The following is an 18,150-nucleotide window of genomic DNA, read 5'->3' on the forward strand; positions in this document are numbered from 1 at the left end:
TAAATCAGATTCTATTGAATTCTTTCGCCGACTTCAGCATTTTCATCAGGACTGAGCAATGCTCCTGATGCTCCGGTTGCTAAAATCATTCCTTCAGATAATGTTCCGAAGAGTTTTGCAGGTTTGAGGTTGGAAACTACACATACTTTTCTTCCAACCAAATCGTCTGCATCGTAGAATTTTGCAAGTCCTGCAACGATTTGTCTAGGTTTTTCTTCACCGAGGTCAACCTGAAGTTTCAAAAGTTTATCTGATTTTTCAATCTTTTCTGCTTCTTTTACTTCACCTATTTTGATTACAAATTCATCAAACTGATCTATTGTTACTAAATCACTCATATTATCATCCTCATTTTCATTTAAGTTTTCTTTTAATTTTGCTTTTTGAGCTTCAATTTCTTTATCTTCAATTTTCTTGAATAACGGTTTTGCCTTGTTGATTTCATGGCCTGTCGGCAATTCCGCTTTTGCATCCTCCCAGTTGTCTAAACTTCCAAGATTCATAATCTCAGCGATTTTATCAGCTTTTGTCGGAAGGAAAGGTTTTAACATGTAGGCCAAGGTCTTTGCCAGCTGATTGGATAAGTACAGACAGTTTGCAGCTTTGGTTTTGTCTTCTTTAACTGCTTTCCATGGTTCTGCATCATTGAAATATTTATTTCCTTTTTTAGCTACCTTAAATATTTCAAGCAGTGCTTCTCTGAACTCATAGTTTGCAATATATTCTCCTGCATTGTCAGGCAGTGCCTCAATTGCAAGTCTGAATTCCTCATCTTCATCTGTCGGATTAGTGTATTCAGGGATTTTACTGTCAAATTGCTTTTTGGTGAATACAAATGTTCTGTGCAGGAAGTTTCCGATTACATCAGCCAGTTCATCGTTGTTTCTTCTCTGGAAATCATCCCATGAAAAGTCTGAATCCTTATTTAAAGGAGCATTTATTGTAAGGTAATACCTGAGTAAATCAGGTTCATAGTCTTTTACGAAATCAGCTATCCAGATAACCCAGTTTTTACTGGTTGACATTTTTTCTCCTTCAAGAGATAAAAATTCACCGGCATAAATCATGTCAGGCAATTTACATCCGTATGCATCAAGAAGTCCCGGCCAGAATATTGAGTGGTGGTAGATGATGTCCTTTCCGATGAAGTGAACAACATAATCGTTCCAGTAATCCTCCCATTTTTCACCTGACTTTTCAGACCATTGTGATGCTGATGAGATATATCCGAGAAATGCTTCAATCCAAACATACAATACCTTGCCTTTGGCGTCATCAAGAGGTACAGGAATACCCCAGTCCATATCACGGGTTAAAATCCAGTCGGTCAGACCGTCTTCCAGCCAGTTGGTTGCATAGTTTTTGACGTTTGCAGGAAGGTTTTCGTTGTTTTTGATGTATTCCTTAAGGTCATCTTCAAAATCAGAAAGCTTGAATGCATATTGGAATGTGTCCTTGATGACAGGAGTTGTTCCGCAGGTAATGCAGTGCGGTTCATCAAGTTCTGTCGGGTTTAATGCTTTTCCACATTTTTCACAGTGGTCTCCTCTTGCTTCAGACCCGCAGACCGGACATAATCCTTCAACATATCTGTCAGGAAGGAATTTGTTACAGTTCGGACAGTAAAGCTGCTGAATATCTTCCCTGTAGATTAAATCCTTATCATATAAATCCTTAAAGAAGTTTTGAGCAATTTCATAATGCTTCTTGTCTGTGGTTCTTGTAAAATTGTCCAGTGATATGTTCATTGACTCCACGTCACGAACAATCATATCATGATATCTTTTAGAAATTTCAATCGGTTTTTTGTTTTCTTTATCTGCCTTTACTGCAATTGGAGTTCCATGTTCATCAGTAGCGCAAACCATCAAAACATCGTTTCCTATCATTCTATTGTACCTTGCGTAAATATCCGCAGGCAAATAGGTTGAACGGATGTGGCCCAAGTGACATGGTCCATTTGCATAAGGAAGTGCACATGAAATAAAAATCTTTGACATTTATCTAATCCCCTTATTTATTTTAAACATGATATAATTATGTAATTTATATATAATAAAGTATTATTTTTTAACAGTGTTATAATTAAATTATTTGAAAATAACTGAAAAAATATTATGGCCTTAAAAGATTTGGCAGAAAAATCAAAAGAGCTTACTTCATATAATTATTTTACTCATACCCATCGATTAATGCTTATCCGATAAAGACCTGAAAATAATAACAGGTCATGAACAGACGGGTAAAACCTAAATTTTTCAAACAAAAATCAATATTGATTTTTAAAATGAGTTATCTATTTAATAAATGAAATAAAAAGTTAAAAACATGGCTGAAATTTCATATATCAACCCGTTGTCAAATGAAGGAAGACAAATCATAAGTCAGTACGGCGATTTAAATCAGATTTTTGAAGAGGACGAATCATTAGTTGACATTATCATTCATACAAACAATCAGAAAATATCAGATGATTCCCTGATTCCCAAATCATATGCCGATTATGCCATGAAACGTGTTCAATGGGCAATTGAAAAAAAGAACAATAAAAATTTCACACAGGCCGAATTTGAATACCTGACCAATTCAGATTTGTTTATGCAGGACGTGGTGATTTTTCACATTTTATGCCAGGCCATAGCCATTCAGTTTAATTTGGGTTCACGTGAAACCAGGCTTTTTGTTGAATCTCAGGGAACACTGATTCTTGAAAGACTTGCAAAGATACCTCCAATGTCCCGGGCAGAAATCATTGATGAAGTTTTGGATGAAGTCAAGGTAGACGGAGCAATCAACTGGAAATCCCTAAGAGAAGTTATTTCTACAAAAAAACTCAAACTGACAGATTTATTAATTGATAATGGAGAGATTATTCTCCAGCAGGACGACTTTCTGGAACGTTTCAGCGACAAGTTCACTGACAGAAGCCCTGAGAGAATGTACGGAATATTAATCGGAGACAGCGTCAAGGAACAGATATTGTCCAGACTGATTATGCAAAAAACAGAGGAATACATTGCCAGAATTAAGGAAATGTCTCAAAGAATAGAGATTCATCCTGCAATCATAAAAATCGGAGAGGAGCTTAAAGACTTTATTCCCGAAGAAATCAGCAAATACAATCAGTATTATGCAGGAAGCGGAGGAATCTACGGTACAGTTCAGGCAGGAAAATTAAATCCTGATGCATTTCCGCCTTGTATTGAAGCTACAGTTAATGGAGTCTCATCAGGTGGACGTAATGATGCAATTGTACTGCTTTTAACATCATTTGCTTCATATGCAAGATTATATCCAAGGATATTTGCCTCTGATGAAAGCGTTAAAGTATCAGACATGGATCCTGACCTTTCAATAACCGAAAATGAAATCCTGCCTCTGATATTTGATGCTGCAGACAACTGTACACCGCCATTATTTGAGGACCAGCCGCAGGAAAAAATCAACATCATTTCAAAATTGGGTTTCGGAATGCATGACAGACTTGACATCAACCATGAAGGCGAAACAAAATGGTACACTCCGATGAGCTGTGAGAAAATAAAGATACACCTGCCTCATCTATGCCATCCGGACAAATCATGTAAAGGCATTAACAATCCCTTATCATGTTACGGGCGTAAAAAATTCCAGCTGGACAAGGAAGCTCCTAAAGACTAGAATGGGAAAACTGAAACGGATTATGATCTTCTATAATCGCATCATAATATTTATTTAATATCTTGGATTCCCACATGTTATAATTTGACTGCTCATTTTTTTCAAAATTGTATGCTAAAATCCCAATTGTGCGTTCATACTCATCAATGCCTTTCTTTTCACAAAAATCAGTAATTATATCAGGAATATACTCACAGGGATCGTCACTGCTGAACTCCAAAAACTCCTCATATTCATTTTTAGAAAAGAATTCCTGTTCTCTGACAGGTTCTTCATGAGATTCAATTGTGAATAATTCTATGTAAATCTCTGCAGCCAAAGGCAACTGATTTAATTCAATGCCCAATCCATAAACACTGCCTGTTTCCAAATTTAAAACTGTGTGGCCGGTTTTCATTCCTGCCTGCCAATTGTCATAGGCAGGTTTTACAATCTGTTCGGGAGTGAGTCCTGATAAAACAGTTTTCAAATGTTCAACACCAATTACTTCAACAAACTCTTCCATGAAATTATATTTTGCAATAATAAATAATAAATCTTGTTCACAAAAACACAAAATCACACTAACAAATAAAATAAATACTTTTAAAAATAAACTTATAATCATGTTTTCTAAAGCTACAATAAAAGAGCGAAGACAATATTACAGAGAGGAATGGGACCCTAAAGACTTGCCTGAATTCATCTCAAAAGATATTAAAAAAAGGGAGTTTGGTTTTGACCATAACGGAAGAGGACCGAACGACAGATATAAAGTCTTTAGAGGAACCGAGTCTTTAAGGAAATTCCTAAGATATAAGGCACCATTTGCAGCATACATATCCGTAGCTTTTTATAACAATCCTCGCCGCAGGGAAGACTGGTTAAAGGCAGAATACATTTTCGATGTTGACGCAAAGGATATTCCCATAAGGTCATGTCAATGTGATGGAGTTTGCGAAACATGTCTTGGTGAAGCTTTAGAAATTGTAAACTCATTAATAGATACATTGGACGGCGATTTAGGCCTTAAAAATATCCATCTGATTTACTCAGGTAGAGGATATCACATCAGAATACTGGATGATGAAATGATGCTTGCAAACAGTGAACTTAGATCTGAAGTTCTGAAATACGTTGCAGGAGCAGAGGTTCCAAAATCCCAATTCATCAACTCTGAAATATCAAATCAAAGTTTTAACTTTGAGCATTTCTCAATTCCAATAGGATATTCAAAAATATTTACCGACAAGGTCAAGTTCAATATACAGCATCTGGTCGGCAATGAAAAACTAGATGGAATCAACCCTAAACTGATGAAGGACATTATAGCTTCAAGGCATCACCTTGAAAATGATGACTGGGGTTACTTCAAAAGAGATATCGGTCCCAGACGTTACAAGAATCTTGTTGAAGCTATGGCAAGAGTCAATCTTGCAACCATTGATGCAAAGGTATCTATTGACTTGAAAAGAATTTTAAGACTTCCGTCATCACTTCACTCAAAAGTCAGTATGAAATGCATGGAAGTTAAAAACAGAGAAACCTTTGATCCTTTTGATAAGGCGGTTCCTAAATTTGTTTATGAAAGAAGGGGTGTTTAGCATGAATGAAACATTCAAAAACATATTACGAGAAAATCAGTATTTTGAAGAAATATCAGAAACCCGATTTGTACCGGAGTATCTTGGACTAATCGTCAACGGCGTAGTGGTTTATCATGTAAACTGGATTGACATTGTAGAGCAGGAAGCTATTTTCATGCACAAGGATATTCAAACCCATCCGATTGTTTCCATTGTACTTGAAAACCTTAATTCATTAATGATAATTACAAGCGACGGAATAAAAAAAGTATTATAAATTGTCAGTGCTGAAGCACTTTTCTATTATTTTTTTAGAAATAACATCGGGAGCGTCGTCTGCCGGAACAACGTTCCAGTTATATGTAAATTTTTGAGACCTTTCACGATTTTCCCTTAATGATTCTATATTTTCAAACATTTCTGTTTGCTCATCACGTGAGCCAATTCTTCTGAGGGATTCTTCGGGAGTGATGTCCAAAAAGAACATGCAGTCGGATGTAGGAAGTATAAAGGCTACAATTTTATAGACAATCGTATTTACGATATTGGGAAGATACATCACCGCCAGAATGTATCTTGAAAATATCACAACATCCACATCATCATTATAATAATACATATGAACTGAACGAATCGCATCAAGCCCGAAATATATTGTAGCTTTGATATGGTTTAATTTTCCTGTTTTAAGCAATGCCTGTTTTGATTTTCTTCCAAATTTATTATCATTGCATGGATGGGACCTGACAGTGACATCCCTTCCTTTCTTCTGATATGCTTCGGCAATCAGATTAACCTGTGTGTCCTTTCCAGATCCGTCCAACCCATCAATAACAATAAATTTCTTCATAATATTCCCTAAAACTATTCAATCGGATAAAATTCAGTGTATTTGGAATTCCTTTCAATCGGATTTCTTCCCAAATCCTTAACCATTCTTGCCAATGTATCAATTGATGCATCAACACCGTCCGGTGCTCCTGAAGCTTCAGACAGTTCATCTCCACCTAAAGTTCCTCCAAGGTCGTTTGTACCGGCTGTCAGTGCCACCTGTGCAAATCTGAATCCCATTTTTACCCAGGACACCTGAATATTCGGAACTATATCCCTTAGCATCAGTCTTGAAACTGCATATAATTTTAAATCCTGAGTTCCGGTAGCTCCAAGATCGGACTGGCCTTCCAAAAAGATTGGAGAATATTCATGCATAAATGTCATTGGAATAAATTCAGTGAATCCGTGAGTGTCTTCCTGAATCTGTCTGATAATGTCAATGTGCTCTACTCTTTCTTCTAAAGTTTCTACATGACCGTACATTATAGTTGCAGAGCCCGGAATTCCAACTTCCTGTGCGGTTTTTACAATATCTATCCATTCGGCTACGCTTACCTTTTCAGGACATATAATTTCTCTGGAACGGTCTGTTAGAATTTCTGCTGCAGTTCCAGGCAGAGTATCAAGACCTGCTTTTTTGAGTATTTCAAAACCTTCAGCAACGTCAATTCCTGATACCAAACAGGCATCCCTGACCATTGTCGGTGAAAAACCGTGAATTGCAACATCAGGATAGCTGTCCTTTAAAATGGTTAGCAGATGTTCGTAATAATCAATATCAGCATCCGGAAGCACGCCCCCCATCAGTGTGAATTCACGAGCGCCGCTTGCTACAGCACCTTCAGCCTTAGCCAGAATTTCTTCGTCACTTAATATGTAGGCGTCAGGGTCATCGGCATCCTTTCCAAATGCACAAAAACCGCATCTTACTGTACAGATATTTGTAAAGTTAATATTACAGTTATTAATGAATGTTACGTTGTCTCCAACGATTTCATGTCTTAAAAAATCAGCAGTTGCTAGTAAGGGATATAAATCAGGCCCTTTAATATTCATTAAATGATTAGCTTCTTCAACAGTGATTGATTCATCAAGAGATTTTGATAAAATCCTTTCTGTTTTAGAAGTGATTGGCAGTTTATCAAACATGATTTTATATTACTCTAAAGTTAAATAAAAAGGTTACTATTAATCTTAATCAATATTTTCCCAAATTAAATGATTTCTATAATTTAAATAAGTTTTTATAATATTTTAAATATAATATTATAAAAGTAAATCAAAAAACAGAAGTGATAAGATGGATAGTAGCGAAGCCATTTATGATAGTCTTAAAGACACAGGAATTGACTTTATCGTAAGCGTTCCCTGCGTAAACCTATCAAAATTATTAGACATGATTGATGAAGATGAAGAAATAATTCACATTCCTGTAACCCGTGAAGAGGAAGGAATCGGAATCTGTGCAGGAGCATATCTGGGAGGTAAAAAATCGGCGATTCTAATGCAGAATTCAGGACTTGGAAACTCCATAAATGCACTGAAATCATTGGATGAACTGTATGAATTTCCCCTTTTAATGATAATGAGCCACAGAGGAACGGAAGGTGAAAACATCTGCGGACAGGTCCCGATGGGACAGTCAACACCAAGAATTCTTGAAGGAATGGACTTTAAATTTTTCAAACCTGAAACTCCAAATGCTGCATACGTTGACATCAAATCAGCGTGGGAATTGTCAGTTGAAGAAGGAAAACCTGTGAGTGTGCTTTTAGAAATTAGGTATTGGTGATAACATGGCAAGATATGAAGCTATTCAGGATATTATGAACCAGATTGACGATGAGATTGTAGTGTGCAACATAGGATTTCCGTCAAGGGAGCTGTATGAAATTGATGACAGGGATAAAAACTTCTATATGATCGGATCAATGGGTCTTGCATCATCAATCGGATTGGGCCTTGCACTTTCAAAACCCGATGAAGACATTGTTGTGATTGACGGTGACGGCTCTCTTTTGATGAACATGGGCTCTCTTGTAACAATATTTGCCACAAATCCTTCAAATTTAACATGGATTGTTATTGACAACGGTGCATATGGTTCAACAGGAAATCAGGATACCTATGCGCAATTGATTGACCTTGTTGATATTGCAAAAAGCGTCGGCTTTAAAAACAGCTATGACTTTAAAGACATTGATTTAAAAGAAATTATAAACAGCAATGATGCAAGTTTTATTGTGTATAACACTGAAGCCGGCAATTCAAAAGCTCCAATTATTGATTTAAGTCCAATTGAAATTAAAGAAAGATTTATGAAAGCTATTAAATAATTTAATAGCTTACAATTTATTTTTAATATATAATACCATCACTGAAAAATGAATAAATGATTTTTAATTTATTAATAATTTATTAAAAACAGACATATTTTAAATATAAAAATATAGAAACCCGTTTAACTAAACAATATATTTATGTTGGAAAAAGAATTTTTTAATAAATTAGGATACGTTAAGGTATCTCCTACAAGAATGAAAACAATGAAAAGCCTGGAACATGAATTTAAATTGCCCTCTGAAATTTCAAAATCAACAGGGTTAAGAGACACACAAGTTTCAAACGCATTGTCTGATTTGAAAAAAGAAAATCTGGTCGTTTGCGTTAATGAAGAATTAAAAAGGGGAAGAATATATATGCTGACTGAGGACGGAAAAGAAATAGTCCAATATCTTTAAAAAAAATAATAGGAGATGTTATAAACATCCCTTATTTAACTGTTATTTTTACATTTTTACTTATTGTATTATAATAAGCATCACCAAATTTAACAACAGCAGTAAATTTACCTTTTTTGGTCAATTTTGTAATTTTAAAAGTGGCCTTACCCTTTGAATTGGTTGTTGCCTTATATGTTTTGCCGCCTACTTTTAAAGTTACCTTCTTGCTTTTCAGTACCTTATTTAAATTGGATTTCAGGGTTATAGTATATGACTTGGTTTTTAGTTTTACTTTGAAAGTTTTGGCTGATGCTGTTATTTTAGGAGTTGCCTTTTTTATAACAAGTTTAGCTTCGCCCCTGACATATTTTGTGTCATCCACTTTAATGTAATATGTGTTTGGAACGAAATTACATGTCAGTTTTGCATATCCTTCAACATCAGTTGAACTTTTATAGATATTAATCAGCTTCCTGTTTTTGTCATATACTGCAAACTTAATAGGCTGTGCTGAAATCGGATTTTCTTTATAGTCAAGAACACGTACTGTAAATGTTTTGGAATCGCCATAAACCTTATTTAAATTGTTAATGATAAAAACAGGTGTTTTGTCTTCAATGGATACTTTTATGGATTTTGAAACCGGATTGAAAATATTGTCACCGGAATATTTTACCAATACATTAAATACACCGGAATCTGAAAATGTTAAATAGGATGCACCGTTTCTTATTCCTGTCGGATATTGATTGCCATCTACAATGAAAGTAATTGTTCCTGTAGCAGAGGAATATGACAGGCTGGCCATTAAAGCATCCTTATCATCGACTGTAGTCATCTTTAATGTAAGTACAGGATTTATTTTTGAAACTGTGAAATTCAGTGAAGATGAAACCTCTTTATAATTTGAATTTCCAATGAATTTGGCAGATACCGTATATGAACCTGCATCCAATCCCATTAAATCAAAAACTGCCTTACCGTTCTCCAAGGCGATTGTATTTTCTCTTGATGCTGCATTAAATACAATATACCCTTCGGCAGATTGTGGAGTTATGCTGGCGGTTATGCTTACAGTACCGTCCTTTTGAGAATACTGCAAAGCAATTTCAGGAGTTGATTTTAAAATGTTTAATCTGAACTGTTTCTGTTCACCTGTAACAGGATTTGTAGCTATAACAGAATAGCTGCCTGTATTTAAATTGACATTAACGCTTGCAACACCGTTACTGTTGGTTGTTGCACTGTACTGCTTGCCTGCAATATTAAAGAATACCCCAGTATTTGAAAGTATTTTGGAAGCTGAATCCATGAAGCTGGCTTTAAATACTGCATTTGAATATTCAGCATTTACATCCATAGCTGAAATTGTTGACAATATTGTAATCTTTGATGTTACTGACACTCCACCGTATTCTGAGATAAAAGCATATTCTCCAGTTTCATAATCTTCTATATCAATTGAAATGATTCCTTTACTATTAGTCGGGAAATTATATACCTCACCGTCAAATGTGCATTTAACAACTTCGCCCACTACAGGATTATTATTATTTTTAACTGTAATTATAAAAGGCTCTACACCATTATACATCTTAACCAAATCAGGGGCGGAAATTGTGATTCTTGGAGTGACTATAATAAAATCAAGTGAGGACATTGCATTGTTAAAGTTGTTGTCTCCAACATAATTTGCAACTGCAGTGTAACTTCCTTCGCTTAAATCAGTTAATGTCAATGCAGCTTTTCCATTTTTAACATTAACAGTGTACTTATTGGATCCGACAGTGAAAATCACATTACCGGTAGCAGTCACAGGTGTTAGACTTGCAGTTAAAGTAATTTGTGAGTCACTTTGGCTTCTTGATAATGTAATTTGAGGATTGGCTTTGGTAATCTGAATTTCAAATTCCTTTTTCTCACCTGTAACAGGGTTGACTGCAGTGACAGTGTGGAATCCAACATCCAGATTAAGTTTTGCGGTTGCAAATCCGTAAACATCTGTGGTTGCTTTAACTGAAGCTGTTCCCACTTTAAATGTTGCTTCCTTATTTACAACACCTTTCCCTTCATCGTCAACAAATTTGACAGTGACGCTTGATTTTAGATATTCGCCTGAATACTGGACTGATGAAATTGTGGAACGCACTTCAAGACCTGAAAGACTTGATTGGCCTCCATATTGAACAAGGACTGTGTAGTTTCCAATATCCAGACCCGGAAACTGCACATAAGCCCGGCCTTTAGAGTCTGTTATTCCGATATAAGTTTTATTTTGGATTGTGAATCTGACAGTCTGGCCTGAAACGCCGCAATTATTTTCATCAACAACATCTGCAAATATTCTGCTGTACTCTCCGTAATACATCCAGACATTGTATGGGTCTAATGTATAATCGTCATCTACAACAGATAAAATCAGATGTGAACCTGTTCCATAAAAATTAACATTTCCGGAGTAGCTCGCAAGAATATCATAAGTTCCTGCATCAAGGTTTATTAATTCCCATGTGGCAGTTCCATTGACAACATTGACATAATGATTTCCATTGAAAAAGAAATTGACATTACCTGTTGCATCTGCAGATGATAAAGTGGCTGTAATGATAATTCTTTCCGCATTTTGAACAGCAGTAATTTCCAAATCTACTGTTCTTTTAAATATATCCAATTTTATACGTTTTTGCTCTCCGGTTATTGGGTTTATAACTGTAACATTATAACTTCCTGCATCCAATGGAATATTTACAAGTACGTAACCTGCAGCTGATGTCATTACCCTAAAGTCAGTATTTCCAATTCTGAATATTACTTCCTTATCTGAAAGGAGGTTGCCCTCGGTATCCAAAAAGCTTGCAAAAAGGAAAGACTGTAAATAAAGTCCGCTTGCATCTTTAGCATCGATTGTTGATTTGACAATGAATTTTGAGGAAACTGATTTTCCACCGTATTCAGATACTATATTATATGTTCCGCTTGGAAGGGTCAAATCAAGGACTGCCTGACCGGTACTGTTTGTTCTTACTGTATAAACCTTATTGTCTACGGTGATTTTTACACTTGCACCGCTGACCGGCAGATCATTGTTTGTTAGGGATACAACGTATTTTTGAGAACCTCCGTAATATTTTGAAACATCTGAAGCCTTGAGAGAAATCCTGTCTTCAACTTTGGATACTACATTGAAATTGAACATTACTACATTTGATATTTCAAGATTTGTTTTATAATAAGCTGTAAGAGAATGAGTGCCTAACTTGGAAAAGCTGATATTCAAAGAGGCCTTTCCGTTTTTAATAGGTGCATAGTAATATGTTCCGTCAATATTGAATGTGATAAATCCGTTTAGATAATGGCGGTGTCCGTCAACAACATAATATTCAGGTATTGTTGCAGTTATTGTGACAATTTCATTAACTTTAACCTCATTTAACTGGTTGACATTGATGTTTACCTGTTTTAAAGTTGGGGAACGTGTGAATGCTTTAATGCATGCTACTGAAGAGCTGTAGTATAAGTCATACCATGTTTTTCCGTCTGTGCTGTAGAATGATGTTTCATCGCTGAAAGTTACTTTATTGATTACATTTGCCATACATACAGGAAGTCTGTAGCCGTTATTTCCAAAGCATTTGAATTCAACAACGAATTCATCCCCTTTTGCCAGCTGGATTTCCTTGTCGAGAGGGAATGTGTAATATCCTGCCTGAGTATAGCCTTCCTGGGTTGTAATCAAATTGCCGTTTAAATAAACTGAAACTGAATAGTTTGTAGGGTCATAGAAGAATGTTGAAACTGCTGTTAAAATATCATTGCTTGAGGATATGAATTTGTTTTTGGAATAGACTGTATTTGCACTTGGAAGGTTTCTATAACCTGTTACTCCTGAAAAATCGTATTGGTAAATGTCAGAGTATCCTCTGTCTTCATTGAAGATAAAAGTATAGGCGTTTTTAAATTCCTTTTCGTAGGACATATAGAAATAACCGTTATCATACCAGTCTTCTCCCCAGCTGTTTTTAAATATCCATGCTCCGGTGGATTTGGTGTTGAAATAGTCAAATCCTGTGTATTCATCATCCCATCCTACAAGTGTGATTGCATGGCTTCCGGTATCCCATTTTGTAGAGACTGAAACAGCACCGCAGTCCATTATTGCTCTTTTAACTAAATCGTTATCATATGAATTTTTCCTTTCAGGTATGCAGTAGATATTTTGAATATGCAGGGCAGGGTCATAAATAACGGATAATGATGAATAATCGTCATAAACATCCTTATCATCATTGACAGGTCCGAACCAGCTTGCAAGATATGCCATGAACATGTATAGGTTTCCACCATCGTTTGATTCAATGTCCCATCCGAACAGTGAATATGCTGCCATGAGGTTTTTGGCGTTTTCCTCTGAAAAGTCATAGGTAATTCCTGTTGCCTTTTTAAGACATGCTTCAAGTGTTGCAATTCCTGAAAATGCCCAGCAGTTACCACCTCTTTTCTGATCCTTGACAGGAGTTATATATCCGTAATCCCTTGAATCATAAGAAACAGGCAGGCTTTGGGGAGTTACAGTGTAGTTAAATAACGGCACGGATGAATAAGGATTGATATCATAAAGATTACCGTATTGAAGCAATATCATGAAATTTTTAAAGTTAAGGTCAAAAAGCACATCGCTGATATGATTTTCATGAGTTGTTAATGCTCCAACATCAGAATAAATAATGTCTCCGGCTTCATCAATAATGTATGCTTCGATAAATTCATTTTCAAATTTATTGCCGTATTTTTCAAGGTCAAACAGTAACCTGTTGTCCTGGTTTATGTCAGTGTATATAATTGGAGAAGGATTTCCTTCAACGGAAATATTAAACTTCACATAGTTACTGTCGTCAGCATTGTCATTGGCCAGAGGCACGACATAGACACCATTGCTTGAAACGCTGAATGTAAGGTAATTGCTTATTGCCACATACTCTTCACCATTCAGAGTAGCTGAATAAAGACAGACAAGGTTGTAGATTTCCTGATAGACATTGTTTTTTTCCACAACACTACCAGCATCACCGTCTACAAATATTATATGACCGTAAGCAGCTGTAGAATTTACAAATGTGTTATTGTTTAAATATAGGGAGTCTGAAAGCCTGCTGCAGATTGCACCACCGCTTGAATCAGCATGAGAGTCTTCTATAGTATTGCCCTGAATGCCTGCATAACCGTAAACATTGTATATTGTTCCGCCATAGTATACTGCAAAATTCCTGCTGAATCTGGAATCAAGAAGAGTGAAATTTGATTTAAGATTACAGATTGCACCTCCGAAAAATGATTTTCCATCAGTAAATGATGAATCATAAACGTTTAAAGTGGAATTCAATGAATAAATAGCTCCACCGGCATCACTTAGGGACTGATAATTATTGAATATAGAATTATATACAAGTGAATCGCTTGAATCTGAAACTATTACACCACCGAAGCTGTATGCCTGTGAATCCCTGAAGTCTGAATCAAAAACTTTTAGGACAGATGCCTTAGAATAGATAACACCACCATATCCTGCCTTATTTTTTGAAAATGAAGAATTTGAAATAACCACATTAGAGGCACTGCTATAGACAACACCTCCGAAACGTGTTGAGGATGAATTATAAAATATACAATTTTGAATGTTTACATAGGAATTGAATGCGGCAATAACTCCCCCATTGACTGCACAATCATTAATGAAACTGCATCGATTCAGATATACTGAGTTTTCCTTTCCGCGTGGTGCATTGGAGATTATTACACCACCATAAGTGCTGTCGTATTCATCGGACAAATATGGCAGACTTGGTCCTTCATCTTCTGTGAATCCGACGCTGTTTACAAAACTAACATTTTCAGCAACCAGTGTTGCCTGATTGTTTATGTGAATGTTGTCCAGTGTCAAACCGGCCAGAGCAAAATAAGAATCCGAACTGACTATAAAATCAAAGGAATCGGATAATTTAGACCTGATGATAGTATTTTGAATACTTTCACCGACAAAAATGGTCTTATATGATGAAGAGGATGAAATTGTTAATGAATCGGACAGTTCATAGATACCGTCTGCAAAATAAGCAACTGTACCATATCCTATCCTGCCATTTTTTAGATATTTATATGGATTGTTTCTAGATCCGTCTCCGTCATGGGCTGCAGATGCATCGAAATAAACTGATGTTGCAGCTAAAATGTCATCATCCTGTGATATTGAAAGCCGACCGTCGTCATACGTGTTTAACTGAGATTGAGAATAATTCTGTGAAATTGAACTTTCATGAACAGAATCATAAGTTATGTTCACATCACTTGCATATGCTGTTGAAACAGCAAAAAATATGCAAAGAATTGAACAGATAAGCAATATTTTCTTTTTATAATTCATACAAAAACCCCTGAGTTTTTATTAATGTTAGATAATTTGTCAAAACTATTATTTAATTGATATTGGAATATATATCTTACATAAATTGAAATAAAAAGCTTTATGCATGAAATATAGTCTGAAAAAATTTTAAATGAAGCTATTTTATCAATCATTCACAGTTACATGTGAGATTCAGTGAAATACTGCAGGCAATCCCTGATAATTTTTGATATTTCTTAAACATCAATAATCAAGACCTACACCAAGTAGTCAAATCATGAATTTTACGCCAAATTAAAATTATAGTTTCACAGATTACCATTAAAATAATCAATAGTATCGCAAAACAAATAGAAGTTATTGTAAAAATAGACTAAATCAAAATACTAAATATATACGAAAATAAAAAAAGTAGAGAGTAAGTGCAAAAATGCACCTACATTTTAAATTATTTTTAATTTTTTAGCGGTTGCTTCATCCACATTTCCAGTTACTTTCAAACCTTTGGCTTTCTGGAACTCTTTTACAGCATTGAAAGTATGCTCAGCATAAATACCGTCAACTTTCAAGTAATGGCCATATGCAGAAAGATAAAATCCATTATTTTTCAATGCCCTTTGGATTTTTTTAACAGCTGCAGAGTCCTTGCTGCCTTTAAAGACTGTTTTGAAAGCAGATTTAACAGTAATTTTAGCCTTTTTAGTAACTTTTTTAAAGTATTTATTGCCTTTGTATGTAACTGTTGCCTTGAAAGTTCCTTTTTTGTTGAGTTTGAGAATCTTGAAGGTTGCTTTACCTTTGCTGTTGGTAGTGGCCTCGTATGTTTTGCCGCCAACCCTCAGAGTAACTTTAGCCTTCTTGATTGCTTTTCCTTTATTGTCCTTTAAGGTAACTGTGTACTTTTTGCTTTTTGTAGATGATTTGAAGGTTTTCTTATTGGCAGTTAACTTTGGAGTAGCCTTCTGGACAGTGATTTTTACAGTAGTATTGAATCCGTTGTAGTTATCAGTTCCCTTAAATGACACAGGCACATCATAAGTTTTAGGAGCTAAACCTTTGGTTGGTATGTTGATTTGGCCTTTTTTATCAGTTGTATATTCTTTAGGTCCGTTTAAATCAACTGTAACTGTCATGTTGGAAATAGGATTACCATTTTCATCCTCAAATGTCAATATTACATCTTTACCGCTGTTATATAAAGGAGTTGTTGTTGCACTGGCAGTTGTATTGGCTTTGCTGACTTCAAAATCAACACTTTTACTAACAGGATTGTGATTGTCATCACCGGCAACAGTAACTGTCAAGGTATGATTTCCAGCATCCAAAACAGGAATTGAAACTTTACCGTCCTTAATTTCAACACTTACATTGTCAATTTCAGCAGTAATTTCACCTGCACCATCAACTTTTACATCAATTTCAGCAGACTCACCATAAGTAAGATCAATATCACCAACACCAACACTTGAATCAGCCTTACTGACAGTTATATCAACACTTTTTGTTACCGGATTATGATTACTATCAGGAACCACAGTAACATTTAAAGTATAATTACCAGCATCCAAACCAGAAACACTAATTGTATTATTATCCACATTAACAACAGCCTCAGGATGATCAACAACTTCACCAGTAACTTCAACAGCACCGGAAACAGACACACTAACAGAACCTGTTTCACCATAAGTCAGATTAATGTCATCAACATCCACGCTTGAATCAACCTTATTTACAGTTATCTCCGCAGTTTTAGTTACAGGATTATGATTATCATCAGGAACAACAGTAACACTTAAAGTATAATTACCAGCATCCAAACCGGAAACACTAATTGTATTATTATCAACATTAACAACAGCCTCAGGATGACCAACAACCTCCGCACTAATCTCACAAGCACCATTAACAGTCACATTTACAGAGTCTGACTTACCATAATCAAAAGTAATATCATCAACAGACAAGGTTGAATCAGCCTTTTTAACTTCAAAATCAACGCTCTTGGTAACAGGATTGTGATTGTCATCACCGGCAACAGTAACATTTAAAGTATAATTACCAGCATCCAAACCAGAAACACTAATTATATTATTATCCACATTAACAGCAGCCTCAGGATGACCAACAACCTCTGCAGTGATTCCAGAAGCACCACTAACAGACACACTAACAGAACCTGTTTCACCATAAGTCATGTTAAACTCACCAACATCCACGCTTGAATCAACCTTATTTACAGTTATCTCAGCAGTTTTAGTTACAGGATTATGATTATCATCAGGAACAACAATAACATTTAAAGTATAATTACCAGCATCCAAACCAGAAACAGAAATTGTATTATTATCTACATTAACAACAGCCTCAGGATGACCAACAACCTCAGCATTAATCTCAGAAGCGCCACTAACAGTCACATTTACAGATTCTGATTTACCATAATCAAAAGTAATATCATCAACTGATAATGTTGAATTGGCTTTGATTACTGTGATTTCAATGCTTTTGCTTGACTCAGCATATTTATTATTGCCTGAAAATGTGACGGTGATGTTTGCTGAACCTGCACCTACAGCAGCAATTTCACCATTGGAATCAACTTTAACAATGTCATTGTTGCTGCTTTCAAATGTAACATTTCCTTCAGCATCAGAAGGTGAAAGAATATAAGTAATATTTGCTTTCTCACCGAAAACCATCTGTGAAACTGTATTTACAGTAATTTCAGTTTGTATTTTGTTTACAGTAACGTTGACAATGACTGAATCATATTTATAAACAAGATCATCTCCAACACTGACAATAATGGTTGCATTACCCTCACCAAGAGCTATAATGTTTCCATCACCATCAACAGACACAATACCATAATCAGCAGTTGTGAAATTGACTTTTAAATTATTAGGAGTTGGAACAGCAACAATAGTATCATTATCCCCAACATTTAAATTATAAACAGTCTTGG

General features: G+C 35.5%; 12 protein-coding genes. 6 read left to right on the forward strand and 6 right to left on the reverse strand.

Translation table 11 applies throughout. The features are described from left to right. Positions 1-11 precede the first annotated feature (11 nt). Positions 12-2,000, reverse strand: coding sequence for a methionine--tRNA ligase (gene metG / locus QZU75_RS09170; protein ID WP_296883212.1), 1,989 nt, complete (start codon positions 1,998-2,000; stop codon positions 12-14). Between the two features lie 328 nt (positions 2,001-2,328). On the opposite strand from metG, the gene priL reads away from it, so the two are divergent. Next, positions 2,329-3,660 carry a DNA primase large subunit PriL gene (gene priL, locus QZU75_RS09175; protein ID WP_296883213.1) on the forward strand — a complete coding sequence of 444 codons (1,332 nt, stop codon included), beginning with the start codon at positions 2,329-2,331 and terminating at the stop codon, positions 3,658-3,660. Here the strand turns inward: priL and QZU75_RS09180 are convergent. Next, a complete protein-coding gene (locus tag QZU75_RS09180; RefSeq protein WP_296883214.1) occupies positions 3,650-4,165 on the reverse strand; it encodes a hypothetical protein in 516 nt (171 codons plus the stop codon). The genes priL and QZU75_RS09180 overlap by 11 nt on opposite strands. Positions 4,166-4,265: 100 nt before the next feature. Here QZU75_RS09180 and priS point away from each other — a divergent pair, with 100 nt between their 5' ends. Next, entirely contained in the window at positions 4,266-5,243 is a 978-nt protein-coding gene (priS, locus tag QZU75_RS09185; RefSeq protein WP_296883215.1) for a DNA primase catalytic subunit PriS, read from the forward strand. Between the two features lies 1 nt (position 5,244). Further along, a complete protein-coding gene (locus QZU75_RS09190) occupies positions 5,245-5,502 on the forward strand; it encodes a hypothetical protein (RefSeq protein WP_296883217.1) in 258 nt (85 codons plus the stop codon). Here the strand turns inward: QZU75_RS09190 and QZU75_RS09195 are convergent. Together QZU75_RS09195 and cofH are read right to left on the reverse strand one after the other, a co-directional pair. Next, entirely contained in the window at positions 5,497-6,075 is a 579-nt protein-coding gene (locus tag QZU75_RS09195; RefSeq protein ID WP_296883218.1) for a thymidylate kinase, read from the reverse strand. The genes QZU75_RS09190 and QZU75_RS09195 overlap by 6 nt on opposite strands. A gap of 14 nt (positions 6,076-6,089) precedes the next feature. Next, positions 6,090-7,208 carry a 5-amino-6-(D-ribitylamino)uracil--L-tyrosine 4-hydroxyphenyl transferase CofH gene (cofH, locus tag QZU75_RS09200; RefSeq protein WP_296883220.1) on the reverse strand — a complete coding sequence of 373 codons (1,119 nt, stop codon included), beginning with the start codon at positions 7,206-7,208 and terminating at the stop codon, positions 6,090-6,092. 151 nt (positions 7,209-7,359) lie between these two features. Here cofH and comD point away from each other — a divergent pair, with 151 nt between their 5' ends. The 3 genes from comD to QZU75_RS09215 all read left to right on the forward strand — a co-directional run bounded on the left by comD (position 7,360) and on the right by QZU75_RS09215 (position 8,800). Then, positions 7,360-7,851 carry a sulfopyruvate decarboxylase subunit alpha gene (gene comD / locus QZU75_RS09205; RefSeq protein WP_296883222.1) on the forward strand — a complete coding sequence of 164 codons (492 nt, stop codon included), beginning with the start codon at positions 7,360-7,362 and terminating at the stop codon, positions 7,849-7,851. A gap of 4 nt (positions 7,852-7,855) precedes the next feature. Further along, positions 7,856-8,395, forward strand: a complete 540-nt coding sequence (gene comE, locus QZU75_RS09210) for a sulfopyruvate decarboxylase subunit beta (RefSeq protein ID WP_296883224.1) — start codon at positions 7,856-7,858, stop codon at positions 8,393-8,395. A gap of 144 nt (positions 8,396-8,539) precedes the next feature. Beyond that, the gene (locus tag QZU75_RS09215) at positions 8,540-8,800 is read left to right on the forward strand and encodes a MarR family transcriptional regulator (RefSeq protein ID WP_296883225.1); all 261 of its coding nucleotides are present in this window, start codon (positions 8,540-8,542) and stop codon (positions 8,798-8,800) included. 31 nt (positions 8,801-8,831) lie between these two features. Here QZU75_RS09215 and QZU75_RS09220 read toward each other — a convergent pair whose 3' ends face one another. Together QZU75_RS09220 and QZU75_RS09225 are read right to left on the reverse strand one after the other, a co-directional pair. Next, complete coding sequence (locus QZU75_RS09220; protein WP_296883227.1) at positions 8,832-15,200, reverse strand: Ig-like domain repeat protein; 6,369 nt, start codon at positions 15,198-15,200, stop codon at positions 8,832-8,834. A 425-nt stretch (positions 15,201-15,625) separates the two neighbouring features. Then, on the reverse strand, positions 15,626-18,150 hold a 2,525-nt coding region (locus tag QZU75_RS09225), incomplete at its 5' end, for a peptidoglycan-binding protein (RefSeq protein WP_296883228.1).

The organism is uncultured Methanobrevibacter sp., from assembly GCF_902764455.1.
In the GTDB taxonomy this organism is placed as follows: Archaea; Methanobacteriota; Methanobacteria; order Methanobacteriales; family Methanobacteriaceae; genus Methanocatella.

Bases quoted from the DNA above. Each gene is read 5' to 3' on its own strand.
- metG (WP_296883212.1), bottom strand. From the start codon at position 2,000: ATGTCAAAGATTTTTATTTCATGTGCACTTCCTTATGCAAATGGACCA.
- priL (WP_296883213.1), top strand. From the start codon at position 2,329: ATGGCTGAAATTTCATATATCAACCCGTTGTCAAATGAAGGAAGACAA.
- QZU75_RS09180 (WP_296883214.1), bottom strand. From the start codon at position 4,165: ATGGAAGAGTTTGTTGAAGTAATTGGTGTTGAACATTTGAAAACTGTT.
- priS (WP_296883215.1), top strand. From the start codon at position 4,266: ATGTTTTCTAAAGCTACAATAAAAGAGCGAAGACAATATTACAGAGAG.
- QZU75_RS09190 (WP_296883217.1), top strand. From the start codon at position 5,245: ATGAATGAAACATTCAAAAACATATTACGAGAAAATCAGTATTTTGAA.
- QZU75_RS09195 (WP_296883218.1), bottom strand. From the start codon at position 6,075: ATGAAGAAATTTATTGTTATTGATGGGTTGGACGGATCTGGAAAGGAC.
- cofH (WP_296883220.1), bottom strand. From the start codon at position 7,208: ATGTTTGATAAACTGCCAATCACTTCTAAAACAGAAAGGATTTTATCA.
- comD (WP_296883222.1), top strand. From the start codon at position 7,360: ATGGATAGTAGCGAAGCCATTTATGATAGTCTTAAAGACACAGGAATT.
- comE (WP_296883224.1), top strand. From the start codon at position 7,856: ATGGCAAGATATGAAGCTATTCAGGATATTATGAACCAGATTGACGAT.
- QZU75_RS09215 (WP_296883225.1), top strand. From the start codon at position 8,540: ATGTTGGAAAAAGAATTTTTTAATAAATTAGGATACGTTAAGGTATCT.
- QZU75_RS09220 (WP_296883227.1), bottom strand. From the start codon at position 15,200: ATGAATTATAAAAAGAAAATATTGCTTATCTGTTCAATTCTTTGCATA.